This window comes from Aeromonas sp. A04 (assembly GCF_047780465.1).
GTDB lineage: Bacteria > Pseudomonadota > Gammaproteobacteria > Enterobacterales > Aeromonadaceae > Aeromonas > Aeromonas bestiarum.
Map to the genome: position 1 here is coordinate 81,349 of NZ_JBLNHP010000008.1, position 23,705 is coordinate 105,053.

Sequence of the window (23,705 nt, forward strand, 5' to 3'; positions counted from 1 at the left end):
TGTTTAGTAACTATCGGCTTATGCCTATTAAATTAAACACCTGAGTTCCTAAAAAGGGGCTCATTATCGCCCCATCTGGTGCCACCCCTAGCTGATACATGAGCAGGGTGGTATAAGATATTTAACACAATTTTAATAATAGTAAACAGTCAAGGAGTGTCTATTGATGGATATAGGTCACCGCCTCAAGGCGGTTCGCACCAAGGCGGCCCTCTCCCAGCGCGAGCTGGCGAAACGCTCCGGTGTGACCAACGGTTTTATCTCCCAGATCGAGAAAAATCAGGTGAGCCCCTCGGTCTCCTCACTGCGCAAGGTGCTGGAAGGTATCCCCATGTCCCTGGCCAGCTTCTTCACCGAAGAGACAGAGATGGGAACCGAGGTGATCTTCCGCGCCAGCGACATGCCGGATCTCGGCACCCATCCCATCAGCTACCGGCTGGTTGGCCACAGCCGCGCCAACCGTGCCATCGGCATGATGCAGGAGATACTGCCGCCGGGTGCCGACACGGGTGACGACATGCTGAGCCACGAGGGAGAAGAGTGCGGCATCATCATCCGGGGCACGGTCGAAGTGACAGTCGGCGAGCAGATCCACCAGCTGGCGGCGGGTGATGGCTACTACTTCGACAGCCGTACCCCGCACCGTTTTCGCAACGTGGGCGAGCAGGAGTGCGTGCTGATCTCCGCCAACACCCCGGCCAGTTTCTAAGGCCATTCAACGGCGTTCACGCCGATCGCTGGCGCCTTGCCCCGGCCGGTTTCTCGCTCATGGCGAGTGACAGGGATGGCCGCCATTGCCGGGGATAAAGGGGCAAGTGTTTAATGAATTGTTACAGAATGGATTTACAAGCGGCAAGATGTTTAGCATATTGATACGCGGAGACCAATTCTTTGCCGGTTCAAGGAGTGAACATGAGTGACCTTACCCTGGCCCAGTGGCAACACAAGGCCGCCCACCTGACCCTGCCCTCGCAAGCCTTCATCGACGGCAGCTACCGGGACGCCATCAATGGCGCCACCTTCGACTGCATCAACCCGGCCAATGGCCAGCTGCTGACCAAGGTCGCCGCCTGCGACGCCGCCGATGCCGAGCTGGCGGTGCAAGCCGCCCGCACCGCCTTCAGTGACAAACGCTGGAGCGGGCTGGCCCCGAAACAGCGCAAGCTGATCATGCAACGCTTTGCCGAACTGATGCGTCTCAACCAGGTGGAGCTGGCGCTGCTGGAGTCGCTGGACATGGGCAAGCCCATCGGCGATGCCATGGGATATGACGCCCCTGCCGCCGCCAACTGCATCGCCTGGAACGCCGAGGCCATCGACAAGATCTACGATCAGGTCGCCCCGGTGGAAGAGTCCGCGCTGGCGCTGGTGACCCGCGAGGCCCTCGGCGTGGTCGCCGCCATAGTGCCGTGGAACTTCCCGCTGGTGATGGCCTGCTGGAAGCTGGGCCCGGCGCTGGCCACCGGCAACTCCGTCATCCTCAAGCCCTCCGAGAAATCTCCCCTCACCGCCCTGCGCATCGCCGGGATCGCGAAAGAGGCGGGCATTCCGGATGGCGTGTTCAACGTGCTGCCGGGCTTTGGTCATACGGTGGGCGAGGCGCTGGCCATGCACATGGACGTGGATTGCATCACCTTCACCGGCTCCACCAAGATTGGCAAACATCTGGTGGAGTGCTCCGGCAAGTCCAACCTCAAGCGCGCCTTTATGGAGTGTGGCGGCAAGAGCCCCAACATCATACTGGCGGACGCGCCGGATCTGGACGCCGCCGCCAAGAGTGCCGCCGGCGCCATCTTCTACAACCAGGGCGAGGTGTGTACCGCCGCCTCCCGCCTGCTGGTGCAAAACAGCATCAAGCCGCAGTTCATGGAACGGCTGCTGGCCCATGCCCGCGAGTGGATCTCCGCCAACCCGCTCGATCCCGCCACCCGCATCGGCGCCATGGTCGATAGCGTCCAGATGGAGCAGGTACTGCGTTATATCGAGATTGGCAAACAGGAAGGAGCCAAGCTGCTGCTGGGGGGCAAGCGCACCCACATCGAGAGCGGCGGCTTCTACATCGAGCCCACCATTTTCGATGAGGTGACGCCCGAGATGCGTATCTTCCGCGAGGAGATCTTCGGCCCTGTGCTGGCGGTGACCGGCTTCGACACGCTCGAAGAAGCCATAGCGCTCGGCAACGACACCGACTACGGTCTGGCTGCGGCGCTCTGGACGGCGGATCTCAACAAGGCGATCAAGGGCTCCCGCGCCCTGCGCGCCGGAACCGTGTTCGTCAACAACTGGGATGGCGGCGACATGACAATGCCGTTCGGCGGTTTCAAGCAGTCCGGCAACGGCCGCGACAAGTCGCTGCACGCCCTGGAGAAGTACACCGAGCTGAAAAGCACCTGGATCCAGCTCGAATAGCATCAGAAATGACGATCATCTAGCGAATTGGGGGAGAAATCCCCCTTTTTCATTTTTACCCTTTCATCGCCCGCCTCAATCGATATAATCATCAAATAGACAAGCCCTTAAATATAAAGATAAAAATGTTATTTTTTCTGGGAAGTGTACTGTTTCTGGTGATAGGACTGCCGCTGCTGTTCTACATGCTGGGACAGGGCGAGGCCTATGTGACCTGGGGTCCGTGGATCTCCGCCATTGCACTCATGCTGTGGTTGCTGGTGGACGTCGAGAAGATCCGTCGCGGCGGGGGCCGCTGAGCAGAGCAACCTGTCGTTAAAATCCGCTGATCACCATTTATTCACTTCTTTCCCTCCAAAAGGATCGCTACACTGATTTTTTGCGATGTTTTCCAGCATCCGACTCTCCAGTGAAGGTTATCCGCATGCAGCAACAAGCTCAGCGTCAGGGCATCATCTATGCCTTGTGCGCCTATACCCTTTGGGGTCTCGCCCCCATCTATTTCAAGACCATCTCAGCCGTACCGGCCGCCGAGATCCTGACCCATCGCATGATCTGGTCCTGCGTCCTGCTGATGGTGCTGACCCTGATCGGCCGCCAGTGGCACAAGGTGCAGGCCGTGCTGCGCCAACCAAAAGTGCTGCTCACCCTGGCCTTCACCTCCATCACGGTCGGCGGCAACTGGCTGCTGTTCATCTGGGCCATCAACAACGGTCACATGCTGGATGCCAGCCTCGGCTACTACATCAATCCGCTGTTCAACGTGCTGCTCGGCATGCTGTTCCTGAGCGAGCAGCTGCGCCGCCTGCAGTGGTGGGCGGTGGGACTGGCGGTGATCGGGGTCGCCGTCCAGCTCATCGCCTTCGGCTCCCTGCCCTGGATAGCCCTGGTGCTGGCCTCCAGCTTTGCCATCTATGGCCTGATCCGCAAGAAGCTGGCCCTCGATGCCCTCACAGGCCTGCTGATCGAGACCATGATCATGCTGCCGCCGGCCGCCATCTACCTGTGGGGATTCGCCGACAGTCCCACCAGCCATCTCACCGAAAATAACTGGCACCTCAACCTGCTGCTGATCGCCGCCGGTGCCGTCACCACGGCGCCCCTGCTCTGCTTCACCGCCGCCGCCACCCGGCTCAAGCTCTCCACCCTGGGTTTCTTCCAGTACATAGGCCCCAGCCTGATGTTCATACTGGCGGTCACTCTCTACGGAGAAGAGCTGGCGCTGGACAAGCTGATCACCTTCGGCTGCATCTGGAGTGCGCTTGTGCTGTTCAGCCTGGACGGGCTGCGCAGCGGCAAGCGGCGCCGGGCCGCCAGTCAGGATTGACGGCATGGCGCGTCGGCACTGCAATAATCTACAAGCCAATATTCGGGTTTCAGGTTATCAATAGTCGATGAGCGCTCCCCAATCCCGCATCCATTACTGGCAATCCCGGCTGCTGCCGGGGGTTGAACTCTCTCACTCCCACCACAGGGAGTTCAGCTATGGCCGCCACGTTCACCTGGACTATCACATAGGTCTGGTGCAGCAGGGCGGCCAGAAATTCATCCACAAGGGCAGCAGCCACAATCTGGTGCGCGGCGAGCTCTCCACCGTCAACCCGGACGAGATGCACGACGGCCTCAGCCTGCTGCCGGAAGGGTACGAGGTGCGGGTGTTCGCCATCGCCCCCGAGCAGCTGGCGCGCTGGCTGCCGGACAGCCCCGAACCCTTCTTCGACAAGGGCTTGCAGAGCCGTCCCGACCTCTATCAGGGCTTCGCCCGGCTGCACATGTATCTGGACACCCCCCAGGCGGACGGCCTGCTGGCGGAGAGCCAGCTGCTGGGCCTGCTCGGCGAGCTGTTGCACATAGCGCCGGAGCGCCACGCCCTGGCGGATCCCCAGCTCAGATACCTGCGCGACTATCTGCTGGCCCGACTGGATGAGCGCCACAGCCTGGAGGATCTGGCCGCCCTGTTCGGGCTGGATCGCTTCGCCTTCCTGCGCCAGTTCAAGAAGAAGACTGGCATGACCCCCTACGCCTGGCTCAAGCGGTTGCGACTGGAGCAGGGCAAGCGCCTGCTCGGCAGCGGCCTGCCGGTGAGCGAGGTGGCGCTGGCGGTCGGCTTCTTCGATCAGAGCCACTTCCACCACGGTTTCCGGCAGGCCTTCGGGCTGACCCCCGCCGATTACCGCCAGCAGATGCAAACCTTCACCAGCCCGGCTAGCCAGGGGCCATGACAGGCCAGCCCGGCCAACAGCTGCAATCTTTTACAATCGCCTCCCCGCCCTGATCCCCCATGCTGTCACCTCATACCGTCATCGAGGTTTTGCCATGTTCACCAGCCTGTTTCTGACCATAGGTCTCATCCATCTGATCGCCCTGGCGAGCCCGGGGCCGGACTTCGCGCTGATCCTGCGCACCAGCCTGCATAGACCCACGGCCCTGGGGGCGGCGCTCGGCATAGCACTGGCCATCTTGCTGCACGCCACCCTCAGCCTGACCGGCATCAGCCTGCTGATCGCCGAACATCCCTGGCTCTTCATGGCGGTGAAGGTGGTCGGCGCCCTCTATCTGGGCTGGCTCGGCTGGGGGGCGCTCAAGGCCGCCTGGCACAGCTCGGCAACACTGGCGCTCAAGGCTGGCGGTGAGCAGCAAGGCTGGCGCAAGGGGATATGGAGCGGGCTTGCCACCAATCTACTCAATCCCAAGGCGCTGCTGTTCTTCATGGGACTGCTGGCGGCCATGGTGACGCCGCAGGTGGACGGCCTGACGCGCGGCCTGCTGGTGCTGGAGCTGTTCCTGCTCTCTCTGGTCTGGTTCGGCGTGCTGGCCTGGAGCCTCTCCACCCCGCGGGCCCAACGCCTGCTTGGCCGGATCCAGCGCCCGCTCAATCTGGTCACGGGTCTGCTGTTTGGCGCCGTCAGCCTCTCCATCCTGACCGGCATGGCTGGCGAGGCCTATGCCCTGGTCCCGCACTGATCCCCGTCTTGCCGCCATAAAAAAGAGGGATGGCCTGAGCCATCCCTCTTTGCGTTCACACGGATAAAGGCCCGCATGGCAGCCTGGTTCACACCAGGCACCACTGACGCTGGTGCCTGGTGGCCAGGTTTATCCCGTCAGAACCACTGACCGTGGCGCTTGATGTAGATGGTCTTAATCGCCTGGGTCAGCCCCATGTAGGCCAGCATGGTGATCACCAGCCACATGAAGTACTTGGGCGCTTCCAATGTGATGAAACCGAAGTGCTCCGCCAGCGGCGAGAACGGCAGGTAGCAGCCGATGGCGATGGCGATGGAGGTCGACAACAGCACCGGCAGGGTGGCCGTACTCTGCAGGAAGGGGATCTTGCGGGTTCGCAGCATGTGCACCACCAGGGTCTGGGAGACCAGCCCCTCGATGAACCAGCCCGAGTTCATGATGGCCTGGCCGTTGACCAGCGGATCCATGCTGCCGTTGGCGGTGGCATACATGGCGCCGGCTCCGAACACGAACCACATCAGGCAGAAGGTGCTGATGTCGAACACCGAGGAGGTCGGGCCGAGCCACAGCATGAAGCGCTTGATGTTGCTGGCTTCCCACTTGCGCGGACGCTTGAGGAACTCGGGATCCATCTTGTCCCAGGGCAGCAGCATCTGGGAGACGTCATACACCAGGTTCTGGATCAGCATCTGCATCGCCAGCATGGGCGCCCAGGGCAGCCAGGCGGAGGCGACCAGCACCGAGAAGACGTTGCCGAAGTTGGAGCTGGCGGTCATGTTGAGGTACTTGAGGATGTTGCCGAAGGTCTCGCGTCCCTTGACCACCCCCTCTTCCAGCACCATCAGGCTCTTCTCCAGCAGGATGATGTCGGCCGTCTCCTTGGCGATGTCGGCGCCGCTGTCCACCGAGATCCCCACGTCCGCATCCCGCAGCGCCGGGGCGTCGTTGATGCCGTCACCGAGGAAACCGACCGTGTTGCCGTTGGCCTGCAGCGCCTTCACCACCCGCGACTTCTGCAGCGGGGTTAGCTTGGCGAAGATGGTGGTGTGCTTGACGACTGTGCACAGGGCCACGTCGTCCATCACCTCTATGTCCTTGCCGAGCAGGGGCACCCCAGGGTTCAGCCCCACATCGCGACACACCTTGCTGGTGATGATGGGGTTGTCGCCGGTCAGCACCTTGACCGCCACGCCGTAGTCGTTCAGCGCACGTATGGCCGGGGCGGCCGAATCCTTGGGCGGATCGAAGAAGGTAAGGAAGCCGCGCACCACCAGCTTGACCTCGTCACTGGTGCGGTAGCTCTGCTTGCACTCGGCGGCCGGGATATCGCGGGTCGCCACTATCAGCACCCGATAACCGTCGGCGTTGTACTCCTCGCTGCGGCGCAGCAGGGCACGGCGCTCAATCTCATCCAGCTCGCGGATCTGCTTGCCGTCGTCGATGTGGCTGGAGACGGAGAGCATCTCCTCGACCGCCCCCTTGGAGACCATCAGCTGCTGGCCACTCTCATCCTGCACTATCACCGACAGGCGGCGGCGCACGAAGTCGAACGGCAGCTCATCCACCTTGCTGTAGCCAGCCGGCTTGCAGCCCGCCCCCAGCGCATCGGCGTGCTCGATCACGGCTATGTCCATCAGGTTCTTCATGCCGCTCTGGTGATGACTGTTGAGCCAGGCCAGCTGCAGTATCCTGTCGTCCCGGCTGCCGCGCACGTCGTAGTGGTGCTCCAGAATGATCTTGTCCTGGGTCAGGGTGCCTGTCTTGTCGGTGCAGAGCACGTCCATGGCGCCAAAGTTCTGCACCGAGTTGAGCCGCTTGACCACCACCTTGCGCTTGGCCATGGCCACGGCGCCCCGCGCCAGGTTGGCGGAGACTATCATAGGCAGCATCTCCGGAGTCAGCCCCACCGCCACCGCCAGCGCGAAGGTCAGCGCCGACATCCAGTCACCGCTGCTGACGCCGCTCAGCATGAAGACCACGGGCACCATCACCAGCATGAAGCGGATCAGCAGCCTGGTGACGCTGTTCACGCCGCGATCGAAGCTGGTTTCGATGCGCTTGTGGCTCACCACGTTGCGGGCCAGCGAACCGAAGTAGGTGTCACTGCCGGTTGCCACCACCACCGCCTTGGCGGTGCCGCTCACCACGTTGGTGCCCATGAAGCAGATGTTGGGCAGGTCGAGCAGGCCCACCTCCCCCGTGCTGCTGCCGTCCGCCGACTTCTCGGCCACGGCCCCCAGAGTGTCGTATTTCTCCACCGGCAGGGCCTCGCCGGTCAGCACCGCCTGACTGATGAAGAGATCGCGGGATTCGATCAGCTTGATGTCGGCCGGGATCATGTCCCCCGCCTGCAGGTGCACTATGTCACCGGCCACCAGCTCGACCATCGCCACCTCCTTGCGCAGGGAGGGGGCTCCCGGCGAAGGGCGACGCTGCACTGTGGCGGTGTTGCGCACCAGCGACTTGAGGGTTTCGGCCGCCTTGGCCGAGCGGTACTCCTGCCAGAAGCGGAGCAGGCCGCTCAGGCTGACCATGACGCCGAGGATGATCACCTTGACCCAATCCTCGTCACCCGGATCGGCCATCAGCACGTCCATCACGTAGCTGACCAGTCCGAGCACGATCAGCACCATCACGAAGGGGTTCTTGAACGCCTGCATCAGCTGGATCAGCGGATGGGGCGGCTTGTCGTGGGTCACCTCGTTGGGGCCGAACTGGACCAGACGGTTGGCCGCCTCGGTCGAGGTCAGGCCGTCGATATTGCCGCGCACGGCGGTGAGGGTGTACTCGAGAGACTTGTCAGCCTCGTCGAGCACCCGGGAGGAGAGCTTCTCATTGGCACGGCCCGGGGAAACGAATCCCTGCTGCTTGTGCCGGCTGGCGGTATGTTGTTGCTTCATAACTCTTTATCCTGATTTTCGCTTGCAGCAAGGCCCTGTCGCGGGCCAGGCCAGGCGTCAGTACTGATGTGAGACAGGCAATGGGCCCCCGGCTGGCGCAGGCGCGGCATGGCGCCGCCCGCAGGACATGCCGCCAGACGGCGTGTCTGTCGGGCAAGCTTGCCAGCAGGTAGGGGCTATCAGGGATCAGGACTCCGCATCCTGTTACCCGCAGGGGGATCAGGCGTGGGGAGGCGTGGACCCCGAGGGTCGAGGCTTGGGCTCTTCGGTCATACGATATCCTCCGAGTGGGGTGGAGAGAGTCGGGCGCGGCCACTGACAGCCAGATGCACTGTCGCTGGCGGGCATGACCCGCGGGTCTGCATTATCGGCGGATGAGTCCGGTGATCCCGTCACTAGGGCGGCATACACCCATAAAGGAAATAAGGATAACGACAGCTTGAAATAACTGGATGCTGGGCAGGTAATAATATCAGCGATGCCGGGCGGGTGAAGATAACGGAGAAAACCGCACCCCATGGAAATATTACGGCGTAACCCTTGTTACGACCGAAATATATTGAGCAATCACGTTGATTATTTTATTTCGCAACCTGTCCTATCGAAAACGAATCCGTTTTCAATATGGTATTGTCCATCTTGTTATTTTACGCTCGATCACTTCCCGGCCACGGCACGGATGCACGGATCCGACGCTGTGGCGGCCCTGACGGGCAGCACCCGGGGCGCATGATGAAGCGTTCAATTGCAGGGGTCGCGAGGCGGCATGGCTCGCAGGTGAGCGGAACAATCCAGATTTACAACGGCAATCCCTGATGAAGGCCGGGATTAAGCGGTTGTGAGAGTCGAAGGTGACTCATATAGATGCTGCACTCTGAGCGATCAGAGTGAGGGGGAAGACAGGATATCAACCTCAGCTCTGGTAAGCCCACATCGCGATTTGCAATCGGCTACAACTGTCGCTTTCCATAATATCCTTCCATCTGCTGATAACACGCCGAGATTCTACCCAAAAGCATTCGATGGCGCAAAATTTAAATTCATCTTTTTCAATTTAATTAGTTTCACACTCGTCACACCATTATTTTCAGCCCCTGAAATAGATTCATCCTCATTTCGCCAGGGGCCCTTGCCAGGAATTGATCTGGATGGGGTTTTGCTTTCATTTTCCGTCACAGGCGCGGATCCGCGCTGGAATCGGACTCAATGTGGGAATAGGATGCACGGCTTCACTCACTCATGACGCACAGGAAACAACAACATGAATCGAAAATGGTCGCTCCCCATCGTGGCAATCGCGGGGGGAGCGTTACTCTGGCTCGGCAACACCTTTGGTATGAAATGGGCCCTGATGGCCCTGATCGGATTCGGCTTCGGCTTCACCCTCTCCTTCAGCCGCTTCGGCATCGTATTCGGTTGGCGCGAAATGCTGACCAAGCGCAACAGCTACTATGTGCGGGTTCACCTGCTCACCATCGCCATCGAAATCCTGCTGTTCACCTGCTTCCTCTCCTTTAGTCACGCCCTGTTTGGCGATGCCATGGTGGGCAACGTGATGGCCATCGGCATTCCCTTCATCGTCGGCGCCTTCCTGTTCGGCATCGGCATGCAGCTGGCAGGCGTCTGCGCCACCGGCACCCTCTACTGCTGCGGCGAGGGGCAACCCCGCTTCTGGCTGGTGCTGCTCTGCTACGGCATAGGCACCCTGATCAGCAACCAGTTCCGCCCCATGCTGGATGCCACCTTCTCCAGCCATGTGGTACTGGCCAAGGATCTGACCGGCAATATCTGGAGCGGCATGCTGCTCAACCTGGCGCTGGTCGCCGTGCTCTTCCTGCTGTTTCGCAAGAGCGAGCTCAAGCGCACCGGCGAGCTCAAGCCCCTCTTCAGCGGTGGCAACCTGTTCTGGCGCGACGGCCGCTTCACCGTGCTGACCGGCGGCATCCTGATCGCCCTGCTCAACTCCAGCGTCGTCGCCCTGCACGGCTCGGCCTGGACCATCACGGGCGCCGTCTATGATATGGCGCTGCGCGGCGCCTCCCTGTTCGGCCTGTTCGAGGGGAACCCTAAACTGGCCCAGCCACTCTTCATCAATCCCATGGTCGGCATGTTCTGGCTGGGGATCCTGGGGGCCATGCTGGCGCGCTGCATCAGCGGTGGCGGCAACTTTGCCCCGATGCGGCTCGGCAACAGCCTGGCATCCATTCTCGGCGGCCTGCTGATGGGGATGGGCGCCATGTACAGCGCCTGCAACCTGGGTGGCTTCTTCGACGGCACGGCATCGGGCAGCCTGCACGGCTGGGTCTGGATGCTGATGGCCCTGGCCGGCAGCCTGATCGGCATCCGCCTGCGCCCGCTGTTCAAGCTCTGACCTACTTTCCATTCATATCAACAACAACGGGGGCCTGGCCCCCGTTGTTGTTTTGGCAAACGCCCCATTCAAGGCAACCCCGGCATGGGACGTCAGGCTGGCACCATGCTCTCGATACGGTGGCGATGCAATCGCACCAGGGGACAACCAAAGTCCAGGTGATAGATGGAATGGCCCGCTTGCAGGGTCACTTCAGTAGCCTGACTGGCCTGAAAGTCTGGCGAGCGTTCGGCGAGCAGGGCCAGCCCCTGCTCGAAAAATTGCAGCATGGAGAGTCCCATACCGTGTTCCATGTTGCGAATGAAGTCACCATCAATGCTGGACTCATCGAACAGGACCAACTCGGCGTTGAAGCCCCGTGCCAGCATGGCTCGCGCCATGGCCAGTTTGGCCTCGGTGGGAGCGATGGGATCATGGATGGCGTGCACCATAAGACAGAAGGTGGCCGTCCCTCCTTGCTCCGCCATCTGATCGAGCTGGGAGGCACTGAAGGAGCGGATGATGAAGGCATCCACGTCAAACTCATGAGGGTGCCCGGCCACCATCCGCCAGGGAGAATCCACGCACAATGCCAGTTCCACCCCGCCTTGCAGCGTGCACTGGTACTCCACCGCCCCTATATCCCGCCCCACCACATACGCCAGATTGGGTTCAGCCCAGGAGGAGTTGTCAAACAGCGCGCGGGCGTAACCCGGGCGGAACTTGTTGACCAGCTGCGCCAGATAGCCGCCATAGGAGGATCCCACCAGTATCAGGTTGTCGCGATTGCCACTGTAGCGGCACATGGCATCTTCGATGGCGTTGAGAATATCGAGCGCCGCCATCACGCCAAAGTTCTGATAAGCACCGTCCGGTGGCGTGAGTAAACCCTGAAAACGCAGTGGCGCATCCGGCTGGAAACTATCCAGCGCACGCAATAGCGCGGTATCTGGCGTATCCAATGGCAACGCCAGCAGAGAGAGCGCACGCTCCCGCTCACCCGGCAGCAATGAAATGCCAGCCCCTACCGAAGGGCGCGATCGCATGCAGAAATAGTCGACGCACAGCGCCGCCATACCATGCTGCGTGGCGACTCTCTCGCAAAATACCTCGCTATAAGCACCCAGATCGCCACCAAATCCAGGGATATAGACCACCAGGCCGCTACCGGCCTGCTCGGCACAGTGGATCCGGTAGCGCACCAGGCGATCGCCGCATAGCCCCAATTCGACATCGGGATGACCGGCAACGCTGTGTTCGTAATAAGACATGATGTCGACCTTGTTGGAAGATGATGCAGCCCGCATCACCTCAACCATTCCAGTTGGGATCCTGGCTATCACGGCGCCATTCCCCGAAAGAACGGAGCATGCTGCATTGTCGGCGTCAATGGAATCTTATTTTCCTGGCTGTGCCTGAATTCACTGCGAGCGTCTCGATACCACGCTTACGCAAGACACGAGCGGGCCTCATCCCGCCAGAACCTCAACCCAGCGCCCTGATCAGCAGCAGGATCGCGAAGCCGGTGAACATCACGGCCGACATCCGGTTGATCCCCCTGGCGAAGCGCTCGCCATATCCCTGCATGCCCACCCAGCGAAACACCAGACAGTAGCCGCCGTGCACCACCAGCACCACGGCACTGAAGGTCAGCGCCAGCAGCATGCACTGGCCCAGCGCCCCCTGACGAAAATTGATGAACTGGGGAAACAGGCTGGTGAAGAAGATGATCGCCTTGGGATTGAGCAGGCTGATGAGCGCCCCCTTGGCGAAACTGCGGCCGCAATCCCGATCCGAACTGGCACCCACGACCGGGCTGACCGCGCGTTGACGCCAGGAGTTCACCCCCAGATAGAGCAGGTAGAGGGCGCCCCCCAGAGTGAGGATCTGCTGCCCCTCGGCCAGCCAGTGGGTAAACCAGAGCACCGCCAGCGAGGCCAGGGTCGCCACCATCAATATCCCCACCGCCACTCCGACAAAGCCGGCGATGGCGTGGCGGGTTCCCCGGGTCAGGGTGTTGCCTATGGTGTAGATCACCGCCGGGCCGGGACTGAGCACAGTCCCCACGGCGAGCAGCAGGTAGAGGGCGTAATATTCGAGGCTCATCACAGGGTATTCCATCGTCGTGCAAGTGCCGCCCAGTATATTGACAGCCTCTTCGCCAGCCAGACATAGTGGCGCTCGGCTTTATAAACCAGGAGTTTAGAGTGGATCGTCTGACCGCCATCGAGATCTTCGTCGAGGTCGCCCGCGCAGGCAGCTTCAGTGCCGTGGCGGAGCGATTCGAGATGACGCCGGCCATGATCGGCAAATACATCAAATGGCTGGAGGCCAGGGTGGGTTCCCGCCTGCTCAACCGCAACACCCGCTGCCAGAGCCTGACCGAGGCGGGCAGAGAGTACCTCGGCGGTTGCCAGAACCTGCTGCAACACTATCGGGAGCTGGAGCAGAACACCCGGGCCCACACGGGTCAGGCGGCAGGCAAGATCCGCATCAATGCCCCCATCACCTTCGGCAGCTATCGGCTGACCCCCTTGCTGTGTCGCTTCATGGCGCAGTACCCGCAGATCCGCATCGAACTGGATCTCTGCGATCGGCTGGTCGATGTGATCGGCGACGGCTTCGACCTCATCTTTCGGGTCGGCACTCCCAAGGATGCCGCCTACATAGCCCGCCCACTGACCAGCTCTGCCTCTGTCTTCTGTGCCTCGCCACACTACCTGCAACGCCACGGCACTCCGGTCGAACTTGCGGATCTGGCCCGTCACCGCTGCCTGGGTTTCACCCCCTGGCTGACGCAGTCGAGCCTGGCCGAGGAGTTTCCCCTCGAACATCTGCACCTGTGGGACAGCCAGTTCATCAGCAACCATGGCAGTGCCCTCAAGGTGGCGGCCCTGAATCATGCGGGCATAGTGCTGCAACCCAGGGCTCTGCTGAACCAGGAGCTGGCCAGCGGCGCCCTGCTGGAGATACTGCCGGATGCCCTGCCCGCCCCGCGCCCGGTCAACCTGCTCTATCCGGCCAGGGAGCCCATGCCGCTGCGCCTGCGGCTGCTGATCGACTACCTCAGCGACCACCGTCATGAGCTGGATCTGCCAGCCTGAGAGGCAGGCCAGGCCGGGTTACTCCCCCCGCAGCGTCGCCTTGCGCAGATAGACATAGCCCTCGCCCGGGCTGCCCCAGCGCTGATGGGCCTCGTTGTCATAGGCCCGGTCCAGCAGCCTGACGCTGTCGGGGCCGATCCAGAGGTACTGCACCAGAGTACTGGCACCGCCGAAATTGGTGGAGCAGCTGCCGACCTTGCTGTGGCCCGCGTACTCCCCCGAGGGTTGGCGGGTCAGCCAGATCTCGCAGCCCTGACGCAGGGAGAGCTGTTGCGGGGTGAGGGAGTTCAGCAGACTGGGGTCGCGCCAGGCCCCGGCGAAGTCGACGGCTCTGGGCATGGTCAGTTCGGCCATCAGGATGCGGCCATCGGGGACGGGAGAGAAACGGTAGATACGCTGGCGAAACGGACGCACCGCCCGCTCGGTCAGGAACTGCTCGGCATAGACCCAGCGAAAGCCCTTGTAGCCGGGCCAGATCTCCACCAGCCGCAGCTCGGCGCTGGTGAAACGGGTGTCATAACTGGCCTGCTCGCGGCTGGAGAACTCGCCGGTAAACCAGGAGAGCAGCGGTTCCATGCTGACCTGAGCCGTCGTCGCCCTGGCCGCTGACGGGCCGGTCGGGATGGCGATAAAGGGGGCGGGCGCCGCCCATACCAGGCAGGTGCAGAGCAGCCCGCACAGGGCCGCCATCAGCGTGACCATCGAATCCTTCCGAATCATTTTCATGGCGGCGATTATATGAGCGAATGGCCGCAATAACCGCAATCTTGATCAAATCCTTGCCGATCCATTGAAAAATCACAGTGTTAGCGAAAGGAAGTGACGGCGGCGCCGGGTTCCATGGCCCCGTCACCTGCCGGCACGGAGGCAGGCCAGCTCACCCAGAAAGCGACAAACGAGGCCTGCCTGCCGATAACTTGGATGACGGCTGAACGGGCCACGGCTTCCTCTTGTGGGCGCTCTTTGAATCGGTTATTTCTCTTGCAACGCCTTGCGCATCGGATGCAAAGGTCATGCATATCAGGAGCAAAGATGAAGAGAGCCGTAATCGCAGGCATGGTGGCCATCCTGTTGGGTGGCTGCGCAGTGAAGAATCAGGTATCGCAGGGGTTGCAGGCGATCCCGCTGGCGGCCTTTCAACCGAGCGAAAGCAACGCCAACCAGCGCGTCTACAAGGAGCCCGGCGTGGATCTGCGCCAGTACCACCAGGTGCTGCTCGACCCGCTACAGTTCATCCGCCAGGAGAACGGCCACTGGTATCTGCTGACCGCCAACGAGCAGAACGACATCGGCCGCTACTACCACGCCACCTTCCAGCGCGAACTGCTCAGCCAGGGCGTGCAGATCGCCACAGCCCCCGGCCCCGGCGTGATGCGGGTGCAGGCTGCCATCACCAACTTCGATCTGACCCGCCCCGACCCCAAACTGCGGGATCTGCTGCCCGCCAAGATCGCCATCAACGTCACCCGCGAAGTGATCGGCAAGGAGCCCTACCTGCTCAAGGTGGGCAGCATGGCCCAGCTGCTCGACTCCCAAAGCGGCAAGCTGCTGGTGCGGGTGATGGATGCCCGCGAGAGCCCGGATACCACCCACAAGGACTCCCCCATCACGGCCGACGAGATGGAGAAAATGATCGATCAGTGGGCCGCCAGCCGCGCCAAACAGCTGACCGACAATCTGGGCCGCTAGTCCGGCTTGCCACATCCAGGCCCAGTGCGCCCAGCGGACGGGGCCGGTTATTTCCCCTTTCAGTGACAAGGAGTCGTCATGAACCGTCACCCCAACATCAAACACTGGCGCGAGCTGCAAGAGCCGGAGCCGGGATCCTACCCAGGCAGTGAGGAGCGCATGTCGCGCGGCAGCGCTCTTGGCAGGCACTTTGGCTTCAGCCGCATCGGCATTCACCACGAGCTGGTCGAGCCCGGCCACCGCACCAGCTGGCCCCACGCCGAAGAGACCGAGGACGAGTTCGTCCACGTGCTGGAAGGGACACCGGATGTCTGGCTCGATGGGGTGCTCCATCGACTGCAACCGGGCGATTCGGTGGGTTTCAAGGCCGGTGACGGACTGGCCCACACCTTTATCAACAACACGGATGAGCCGGTGCGGCTGCTCTGCGTGGGGGACAGGGATCGCTCAGACAACCGCATCCACTACGCCCTGCACCCCGAGTACAACCGCCAGATCGGCAAGCGCCACTGGGATGCAGTGCCCGAGCGCGAGCTGGGGGATCACGACGGCCTGCCAGACCGGCTGCGCGAAAGTAACGGCCCCTTCTGATCCGGCGCTCATACCGGAATGACCCAGCGCTGGCGACTATCCTTGATGCGGATCTCAATCAGGAGGAGTTGACCATGACGACGGGAACAGTACGACTGCACAGGGTGCTCAAGGCGCCGCCGATGCGGGTCTATCGGGCCTTCATCGAGGCGGATGCGCTGGCCAAGTGGCTGCCGCCCCACGGCTTCACCTGCCGGGTGGCGCAGCTGGAGGCCAGGATCGGCGGCCACTTCCGGATGGCGTTCACCAGCTTCGGCACGGGTCACAGCCACGCCTTCGGCGGCGAGTACCTCTAGCTCGAACCCGGCAAGCGCATCCGCTACACCGACAGCTTCGACGACCCCAACCTGCCAGGGGTGATGCACGTCACTATCAGCCTGACCGGTGTGCTCTGCGGTACCGAGCTTGCCATAGAGCAGGCCGGGATCCCCGAGGTGATACCGGTGGAGATGTGCTATCTCGGCTGGCAGGAGTCCCTGACCCAGCTGGCCGCCCTGGTCGAACCCGAGATCCCGGGGGAGTAGCCGGGTACAGGCCCGAGCGGGTTGCGCGCGTCAGCCCGCCCAAAAAAGAGAGCCTGCCACATGGCAGGCTCTCTTCATTCCGGCAACCCTGAGACTTATTGCAGGTTCAACCCGCCCAGATAGTCCCGCTTGCCGAGATCGACCCCGGCCCGGCGCAGCAGGGCATAGGTCATGGTGAGGTGGAAATAGAAGTTGGGGATGGCGTATTCGTGCACGCAGGTATGGCCATCCATGCCCTTGCCGCCCGCCCAGTGGGGGACATAGCGACCACTCTCGAACTGGCTGAAATCGGCATCCAGCTTGCTCTGCAAAAAGGCGATGGTCTTGGTGATATGGGCGCGCAGATCCGCCATGGTCCTGGGCTCATCCCCCATCACGGGCTGCTCGCCATGGCTGGCGGTGGCGACACAGGCACGGGCCGAATCGCAGCAGATCAGCACCTGTTTGCTGAGCGGCAGCATGTCGACGATCAGCCGATCGCCGAAGAAGTTCTCCACATTGAACTGCTTCGCCTCGGCATGGGCGGCGGCCTTGGCCAGGCACAGGTCGAGGTTGGTCAGCATCTTGATAAACTGGGCAGCAATATCACGGTTCATGGTGCGTTCTCGGTTGGTTGAAGGCAGTTAAACGAGCGGCACCACTATAGCGCATCCCCCCGCAGTATCACCCCCACCCCACAACCACCGCGACAAGGTATGGCCATCGACAGGAAGCTACATATGAAGGGCATATTGGGACACCCATCTTTTACCAAGGGCATCTTGGGAGGAATCTTGGGACACCCACCTTTTTGTTGCCAGAAGATCGTCAGCCCTACGCCAACTATCCCGATCACCCAGTAGAGCGACCCCCACTTTTCGGGCGAATCAACCAGATTGGCGACCGCCATGCCGGCAGATGTGGTAGCCGCGATCCCCACATAGACGCGCCAGTAGCGCGGAAAGTCGGTAATACAGTCGATAAAATCTAACAGGTCATCGATCAGTTGCAGCGGTGACATGAGCCCCTCCAGCTACTCCGTTATTCAGCATCCAACTCAGCTTGGCATAGTGCGGCCGTGGGTGGTGAAAAGCGGTCAGGGCATATTGGGAGGCATATTGGGAGGCATATTGGGACACCCACCTTTTTGACAGCGCTTTACCTCTGTTCTTGACTGAAAGGGATATCGCAGGAGGTTGCCATGACCATTGCCCGTTCCCGTCAAATCAGTCTGCAAGATACGCCTTATTACCATGTGGTCAGTCGCTGCGTGCGGCGGGCCTTCTTGTGCGGCGAAGATGCCCATTCCGGCCAGAGTTACGAACACAGACGCCAGTGGGTGGTCGACAAGCTGAGCCAGCTGTCGCGACTGTTTGCCATCGGCGTCTGCGCTTATGCGGTGATGAACAATCACTACCACCTGGTGCTCAAGGTTGAGCCTGATACGGCCACCAACTGGAACGAGCGGGAGATAGCCGAGCGTTGGGCGGCACTATTTCAGTGGCCCCTGCTGGTGCGGCGCTGGTATCAGGGGGAATCCCTGATTGAACCGGAACTTATGGTCATACAACAGCTGATAGCCCAATGGCGTGAGCGGCTGCATTCCATCAGCTGGTTCGTTCGGCTGCTCAATGAAAACCTGGCCCGCCAGGCCAATCTGGAAGATGGTTGCAAGGGCCATTTCTGGGAAGGGCGCTTCAAAAGTCAGGCCTTGCTCACCGAGTCAGCCCTGCTGGCCTGCATGGCCTACGTTGACCTCAATCCGATACGGGCAGCGATTGCCGACAGACCGGAAGAGAGCGATTACACCAGCATCAAACAGCGCCTCGCTGACCAACAACCCGCAGCACCATTGCCACCTCTGTTGCTGCCGTTCTCCAGTAGAAGTGATGGCCTGCCCTACCTCTTTACCGACTACCTGGCGCTGGTCGACTGGACAGGGCGAGCCGTCAGAACCGACAAACGGGGCCATATTGCGGCTCACCTTGCTCCCATCCTGCAACGACTTGGCCTTGATACTGCGCAATGGTTGCGACAAGTGACGCTGTTTCGGCGGCAAGGCATCAGAGCCGTGGGTGACAGGGAACATTGCCAACTGTTCGCACAGCACTGCGGCCAGCAACGATGTCACCAGCCGCCTCTTTGAATCGCGAGTCCCGCTTCATATCACACCCCGGCATGTCATCCGATGCCGGGCATGACGCATGCCTGAACAAGAGGCTTTAAAGGCCAGAACCGTCACCTTGTCGCTCCCGCTCCAGCCACCGAGCCAACCATCACCTCATCACCAGCCTGGCTACGGCTTACTCAGAAAGATGGGTGTCCTAGATTTTGCGCTCCAAGCTGAGTCAGGTCAGTGAAGAGGAGGGCAAGCAAGGGGTGATGGAGAGCAAGTTAGTTAAGTGACCATATCTCTTCAATTAAAGAAAACGGCGTAGCTTCACCAGCTACGCCTCCGCTAGAAAAGTGAGGATCCTGGATTCCCAGTTAGGCTCCATGGCAAGTTTTGAATTTTTTCCCACTTTGACAAGGACATGGATCATTACGACCTACAGACCCGAATCTCTCAATAAATTTCTCTTTCTCTTTTTGTCTTTTGAAGATTCTAATTTTATTATCTACATTTCGCTTCAAAACATCATCAAGAAACAATGATGGTTTCCATCCATCTAGTACCTTGCCGACGATGTAGCTATCGAAAGCCGATGCTGCTGCCCCTAGTACTGGATTTAGTACTCCCACTATGTTTGGGTATAAAAAACGAATAAGTTTACTTGCCTGCCCTTCTTTACTCTCATTGTTTATCAGGGTTCTGACGACCTCTTCTTGTGAATAGTCTTCTGATGCAAGCCATTCTCTAAAAATTGTACCATTGAAATTCTTCCTGTAATTTATTATGTCGTCAACTCCAATAACTTTCTTTTTATATAGAGAGTATATGTCTGGAATTCCCTTGAGGTTCAGTATCTTTCCAAAAACCTGCGTGGGATCACTCCCTATTGTTGAGGAAAATGCACCAAATTTTGAACCTATATAATCTTTCGTATATCCATCTTGGTATATTGAGTCAATCCCTAAACCATTCTGAATGATTAGCCCCTGTGCAATAGTAGATAAACGTATTAGGCTATAAGAATCAAAAGGGGAAAGTTCTTCTAGTGACTGGCTGTTAATTCCTAAACTAGTTCTTATTTTGGCATTGGATAAATCTGATGATATTTCTGACGTAACTATTTTCGTCTTTTCTTTTTCACAGAAAACAGAATTATTTTCAATGTATTGAATTAACTTATTTGCGTCATCCTTTGTGGTTTTATTCTCTTTTAATATCCGTTTTTCAACACCTTCAATGGATGACCACTCAAACGTAAACGCTGCTAAGGATAGATTTTCTCGACCTAGTTTGACCACAAAATCATCGAGTCCGAACGCCACCTTGAATATTTTTTGCTCTTGTAGCTTCAGTACGTCGACAATGCCTATTTCCTTAATCAAAAATAAAATGGTTGTAGGTTTAAGATAAACCTCATCATGTGTTATTAAACTGGAAAAAATTGTAGACAAAATACCTTCAGATAAATCCTTAATGTCATTTTCAGAATGATACCCCCAAATAAATTCAATTTTTTCTTTATTTGTTATCTCTTTCGCAGCAACTTTAACTTGTACAGAGGGTGAATTCGCTATAAATATGCTAGTCATATTAGCCCCATTGCCTACTTCCATAGACATGTAAAAATTCAAAAAATTCTTATTTTAGCCTATGGGACAGTGTACAACATTGCAAGTTTTGAATAAAGCCCGTAGCGTTTACCATATGAGATGCTTTCAACTAGTGAAAGACAGATCTACTTAGTGACAAAGTTTTCTATTATGGCTGCCGATATCCAGTGGCTGGCAGCCACTCTTTTTTAAGTTCTTGAACAATCTGTCGTCATCCCAGTAGTTACCCTATCGAGTTATGTTCTAGGTTATACATTCGTTTCATTAAGGCTTGAACGATAAAGCCACAACCCAGCCTGAGGAGGGTTAGTGAAGTCAAAGTTGAGGGGAGTTACTGCGCTTCCAGCCTCACATTAAGTCGTCACCAGCCATTTGGCGCCGACGTCATCGAACAGGATCTGCATCTGGCGATGCTGCTCGATTCCTTTGACGTTCCGCGCTAACTCTTCCCCAAAATTCGGATAGAGCACCGAAGCCAAAGGTGGGCACGGTATTGATCCCCCTCCAATCCGCCGAGGGTCAGAGGCAACGTCAGGGACGCCATCAGGGATGATGGCGTAGCCGCAGTCGGCACAGGGATGTGCCGTCTGCGGCGGCCCGTCCGACGTTGACTCTGGACCGAGGAGACTGGCGAAGCCAGCGGATTGGCGGGGGTGGCCTTTCTTTTGGTGACTTTTCTTTGGCCACGCAAAGAAAAGTTACTCGCCCCAGCCCGAAGGGCGGGCGAAACCCTGTCGAGGGCACTGCCCTCGCGTCCTGCACGGCGCCAGCCGTGCTGCCAGCAGCCAGCCACACAATCTACCCATGACGCGAACGTCCGATTACGCTTCGCTAATCGAACCTACAGTACTGACAAAAAAGGAGCCAACGGCTCCTTTTCTATTGATGGCGGGTGCGCTGCGCCTTACAGCGCCTCAAGGCGGGCATACGCCGTCACCAGCCACTTGGCGCCGACCTCGTCGAACTGGATCTGCACCCGGCTCTGCTGGCCGACCCCTTCGAAGTTCAGCACTATGCCTTCCCCGAATTTCGGGTGCAGCACCCGCTGGCCGAGCGTGATGCCGCTGGCGTCGAAGCTCTGCTGCACCTCGTTCTGGCTGAAGCGGCCGTACTGGGTGGGTCTGCTCACCTGAGTGCGCAGCCGGATCTCTTCCAGACACTCGGCGGGCATCTCGCGGATAAAGCGGCTCGGCTTGTGGAACATCTCGCGGCCGTAGATGCGGCGGCTCTCGGCATAACAGATGTAGAGCTTTTCCATGGCGCGGGTCATGCCCACGTAACAGAGGCGGCGCTCCTCCTCCAACCGGCCCGACTCCTCGGTGGATTGCTGGCTGGGGAACATGCCCTCCTCCACCCCCACCAGCAGCACCAGCGGGAACTCCAGCCCCTTGGCGCTGTGCAGCGTCATCAGCTGCACCGCATCGGCATATTCGTCCGCCTGATTCTCGCCGGATTCCAGCGCCGCATGGGCGAGGAAGGCGGAGAGATCGCTCATGTCTTCCAGCTCGTCCGGGCGCTGGTACTGGCGGCAGGCGGTGACCAGTTCGTCCAGGTTCTCCACCCGCGCCTGGGATTTCTCGCCCTTCTCCGCCAGATACATGGCCTTGAGGCCGGAGTGCTGGATGGCGATATCCGCCTGCTGATGCAGCGGCAATAGAGAGACCTTCTCTTCCAGCGCATCCAGCAGATCGACGAAGCCGCGCACCGCGTTGCCGGCACGACCGGTCAGCACCTTGTCGTTGAGCAGCCCCTTGGCCGATTGCCACAGGTTCTGGCCCTGATCCCGGGCGTTGGCCCGCAGTATCTCCAGGGTGCGATCGCCTATGCCACGGGTCGGGGTGTTGACCACCCGCTCGAAGCTGGCATCGTCGCCTCTGTTGTTGATGAGGCGCAGGTAGGCCATGGCGTCCTTGATCTCTTGCCGTTCGAAGAAGCGCAGGCCGCCGTAGATGCGGTAAGGCATGGCGTCCTGCATCAGCGCCTCTTCCAGCACCCGCGACTGGGCGTTGGAGCGGTAGAGGATGGCGCAGTCGGCCAGGAGGCCCCCCTTCTCCTTCCAGTCCTTGAGGCGGCCGACCACGAAGCGGGCTTCGTCCACCTCGTTGAAGGCGGCGTAGAGCGAGATGGGATCGCCCTCGGCCCCCTCGGTCCACAGCTCCTTGCCGAGCCGCTCAGAGTTGTTGGCGATGACGCAGTTGGCCGCTTTCAGGATATTGGCGGTGGAGCGGTAGTTCTGCTCCAGGCGTATGGTCTCGGCGCCCTGATAATCGGTCAGGAAGCGCTGGATGTTCTCTATCTTGGCGCCGCGCCAGCCGTAGATGGACTGGTCATCGTCGCCGACTATCATCACCTTGCCGCTGTCGCCCGCCAGCATCCGCAGCCAGGCGTACTGGATGCCGTTGGTATCCTGAAACTCGTCCACCAGGATATTCTGGAAGCGGTCGCGGTAGTGCTCGAGGATGTGCGGCTTGTTGAGCCACAGCTCGTGGGCGCGCAGCAAGAGCTCGGCAAAATCCACCAGCCCGGAGCGATCGCAGGTCTCCTGATAGGTCTGGTAGATCTGCTGATAGGTGCGGGTGACGGGGTCGCCGTAGAGGTCGATGTCGCCGGGGCGCAAGCCCTCGTCCTTCTTGCCGTTGATGTAGCTCATCACGGCGCGCGGGGCCCAGTGCTTCTCGTCCAGGTTGAGCGCCTTGATGACGCGGCGGATGAGACGGTACTGGTCGTCTGAGTCGAGGATCTGGAAATCCTGCGGCAGACCGGCATCCAGATGGTGGGCCCGCAGCAGACGGTGGGCGATACCATGGAAGGTGCCTATCCACATGCCGCGCTGCATGCTGCCCAACACCTTCTCGACCCGGCCGCGCATCTCGGCGGCAGCCTTGTTGGTGAAGGTCACGGCTATGATGGAGAAGGGTGAGCAACGCTCCACCTGCATCAGCCAGGCAATACGGTGCACCAGCACCCGGGTCTTGCCCGAGCCGGCGCCGGCCAGCACCAGCAGGTTGCTGCGGGGCGCCGCAACGGCATCTCTTTGCTTGTCGTTGAGCCCGTCGAGCAGGGTTGAAACGTCCATCACCACTCCTGTTTATTTATACAGGCGGGGATTATACGACCTGTGGCGCCACAGACCAAATCGGTGTGAACGACCGGCGCCATCGGGTATGTCAGGCCTGGGTCGAGAGAGACCAAAACGGGCGTAGAACATAAACAGGCACCAATAGAAACCACTTTTTAGCCAGCCGGGCGAAAACGCTTGCTTATAACCATATGAATATAAACAAAAATGTCATTTGAAACCCGGTTTTTGCAGAATTTAAATCTGAAAACAGGCATCAAAACAACCACTTATAAATTGATTTGCTTATATTTCAAACCGTTACCGCAAACGTTTTTCCTTTATGATCTCCTTGACCCGCACCGTGGCTCACTTACAGTTAGCCAGCGTGCTTTATGGCCTGCTCCGGCAGGT

19 protein-coding genes and 1 pseudogene are annotated in these 23,705 nt (G+C 59.6%); 12 read left to right on the forward strand and 8 right to left on the reverse strand.

Translation table 11 applies throughout. From position 1 onward, the window contains the following. The first annotated feature begins 166 nt into the window (after positions 1–166). From ACM3N8_RS19250 to ACM3N8_RS19275, 6 genes are all read left to right on the forward strand, one after another. On the forward strand, positions 167–709 hold the full coding sequence (locus tag ACM3N8_RS19250) for a cupin domain-containing protein (protein WP_043136526.1): 543 nt from the start codon (positions 167–169) through the stop codon (positions 707–709). Between the two features lie 203 nt (positions 710–912). After that, the gene (locus ACM3N8_RS19255; RefSeq protein ID WP_288032871.1) at positions 913–2,409 is read left to right on the forward strand and encodes an aldehyde dehydrogenase; all 1,497 of its coding nucleotides are present in this window, start codon (positions 913–915) and stop codon (positions 2,407–2,409) included. A 125-nt stretch (positions 2,410–2,534) separates the two neighbouring features. Beyond that, complete coding sequence (locus ACM3N8_RS19260) at positions 2,535–2,708, forward strand: hypothetical protein (RefSeq protein WP_167335794.1); 174 nt, start codon at positions 2,535–2,537, stop codon at positions 2,706–2,708. A 125-nt stretch (positions 2,709–2,833) separates the two neighbouring features. Further along, positions 2,834–3,736 carry an EamA family transporter RarD gene (gene rarD, locus ACM3N8_RS19265; protein WP_290019257.1) on the forward strand — a complete coding sequence of 301 codons (903 nt, stop codon included), beginning with the start codon at positions 2,834–2,836 and terminating at the stop codon, positions 3,734–3,736. Between the two features lie 67 nt (positions 3,737–3,803). Next, positions 3,804–4,631 carry an AraC family transcriptional regulator gene (locus ACM3N8_RS19270; protein ID WP_290019258.1) on the forward strand — a complete coding sequence of 276 codons (828 nt, stop codon included), beginning with the start codon at positions 3,804–3,806 and terminating at the stop codon, positions 4,629–4,631. Positions 4,632–4,725: 94 nt separating this feature from the next. After that, the gene (locus ACM3N8_RS19275) at positions 4,726–5,373 is read left to right on the forward strand and encodes a LysE family translocator (RefSeq protein ID WP_043141603.1); all 648 of its coding nucleotides are present in this window, start codon (positions 4,726–4,728) and stop codon (positions 5,371–5,373) included. A 137-nt stretch (positions 5,374–5,510) separates the two neighbouring features. Here the strand turns inward: ACM3N8_RS19275 and mgtA are convergent, their stop codons facing one another. Then, complete coding sequence (gene mgtA, locus ACM3N8_RS19280; RefSeq protein ID WP_290019259.1) at positions 5,511–8,273, reverse strand: magnesium-translocating P-type ATPase; 2,763 nt, start codon at positions 8,271–8,273, stop codon at positions 5,511–5,513. 1,261 nt (positions 8,274–9,534) lie between these two features. Between mgtA and ACM3N8_RS19285 the strand changes: the two genes are divergently transcribed. Further along, the gene (locus ACM3N8_RS19285) at positions 9,535–10,644 is read left to right on the forward strand and encodes a YeeE/YedE thiosulfate transporter family protein (protein WP_198315362.1); all 1,110 of its coding nucleotides are present in this window, start codon (positions 9,535–9,537) and stop codon (positions 10,642–10,644) included. A gap of 92 nt (positions 10,645–10,736) precedes the next feature. Here the strand turns inward: ACM3N8_RS19285 and ACM3N8_RS19290 are convergent, their stop codons facing one another. Beyond that, on the reverse strand, positions 10,737–11,942 hold the full coding sequence (locus ACM3N8_RS19290; RefSeq protein WP_348689032.1) for a DUF2920 family protein: 1,206 nt from the start codon (positions 11,940–11,942) through the stop codon (positions 10,737–10,739). 166 nt (positions 11,943–12,108) lie between these two features. Continuing rightward, on the reverse strand, positions 12,109–12,729 hold the full coding sequence (locus tag ACM3N8_RS19295; RefSeq protein WP_290019261.1) for a LysE family translocator: 621 nt from the start codon (positions 12,727–12,729) through the stop codon (positions 12,109–12,111). 101 nt (positions 12,730–12,830) lie between these two features. Between ACM3N8_RS19295 and ACM3N8_RS19300 the strand changes: the two genes are divergently transcribed. Then, a complete protein-coding gene (locus tag ACM3N8_RS19300) occupies positions 12,831–13,727 on the forward strand; it encodes a LysR family transcriptional regulator (protein WP_098981056.1) in 897 nt (298 codons plus the stop codon). Positions 13,728–13,745: 18 nt separating this feature from the next. Here the strand turns inward: ACM3N8_RS19300 and ACM3N8_RS19305 are convergent, their stop codons facing one another. Then, the gene (locus ACM3N8_RS19305; protein ID WP_290019262.1) at positions 13,746–14,429 is read right to left on the reverse strand and encodes a chromophore lyase CpcT/CpeT; all 684 of its coding nucleotides are present in this window, start codon (positions 14,427–14,429) and stop codon (positions 13,746–13,748) included. Positions 14,430–14,759: 330 nt separating this feature from the next. Between ACM3N8_RS19305 and ACM3N8_RS19310 the strand changes: the two genes are divergently transcribed. From ACM3N8_RS19310 to ACM3N8_RS19320, 3 genes and pseudogenes are all read left to right on the forward strand, one after another. Next, positions 14,760–15,416, forward strand: a complete 657-nt coding sequence (locus ACM3N8_RS19310; RefSeq protein ID WP_290019263.1) for a DUF3313 domain-containing protein — start codon at positions 14,760–14,762, stop codon at positions 15,414–15,416. 78 nt (positions 15,417–15,494) lie between these two features. After that, positions 15,495–16,007, forward strand: a complete 513-nt coding sequence (locus ACM3N8_RS19315; protein WP_290019264.1) for a cupin domain-containing protein — start codon at positions 15,495–15,497, stop codon at positions 16,005–16,007. A gap of 74 nt (positions 16,008–16,081) precedes the next feature. Beyond that, positions 16,082–16,531 (forward strand): annotated as a pseudogene (locus ACM3N8_RS19320) (SRPBCC family protein). Between the two features lie 95 nt (positions 16,532–16,626). On the opposite strand, the gene ACM3N8_RS19325 reads toward ACM3N8_RS19320, so the two are convergent. Continuing rightward, positions 16,627–17,127 carry a DUF1993 domain-containing protein gene (locus ACM3N8_RS19325; RefSeq protein ID WP_098981061.1) on the reverse strand — a complete coding sequence of 167 codons (501 nt, stop codon included), beginning with the start codon at positions 17,125–17,127 and terminating at the stop codon, positions 16,627–16,629. A gap of 44 nt (positions 17,128–17,171) precedes the next feature. Continuing rightward, positions 17,172–17,531: a hypothetical protein gene (locus ACM3N8_RS19330; RefSeq protein ID WP_416016502.1), complete on the reverse strand. Its 360-nt coding sequence runs from the start codon at positions 17,529–17,531 to the stop codon at positions 17,172–17,174. 180 nt (positions 17,532–17,711) lie between these two features. On the opposite strand from ACM3N8_RS19330, the gene ACM3N8_RS19335 reads away from it, so the two are divergent. Then, on the forward strand, positions 17,712–18,656 hold the full coding sequence (locus ACM3N8_RS19335; protein ID WP_241280477.1) for a transposase: 945 nt from the start codon (positions 17,712–17,714) through the stop codon (positions 18,654–18,656). Between the two features lie 341 nt (positions 18,657–18,997). On the opposite strand, the gene ACM3N8_RS19340 is transcribed toward ACM3N8_RS19335, so the two are convergent. Then, positions 18,998–20,242 (reverse strand): YecA family protein, encoded by a 1,245-nt coding sequence (locus ACM3N8_RS19340; RefSeq protein ID WP_416016503.1) that lies wholly within the window; start codon positions 20,240–20,242, stop codon positions 18,998–19,000. An 895-nt stretch (positions 20,243–21,137) separates the two neighbouring features. After that, positions 21,138–23,309: a DNA helicase II gene (gene uvrD / locus ACM3N8_RS19345; RefSeq protein WP_103472655.1), complete on the reverse strand. Its 2,172-nt coding sequence runs from the start codon at positions 23,307–23,309 to the stop codon at positions 21,138–21,140. Between the last annotated feature and the right edge of the window lie 396 nt (positions 23,310–23,705).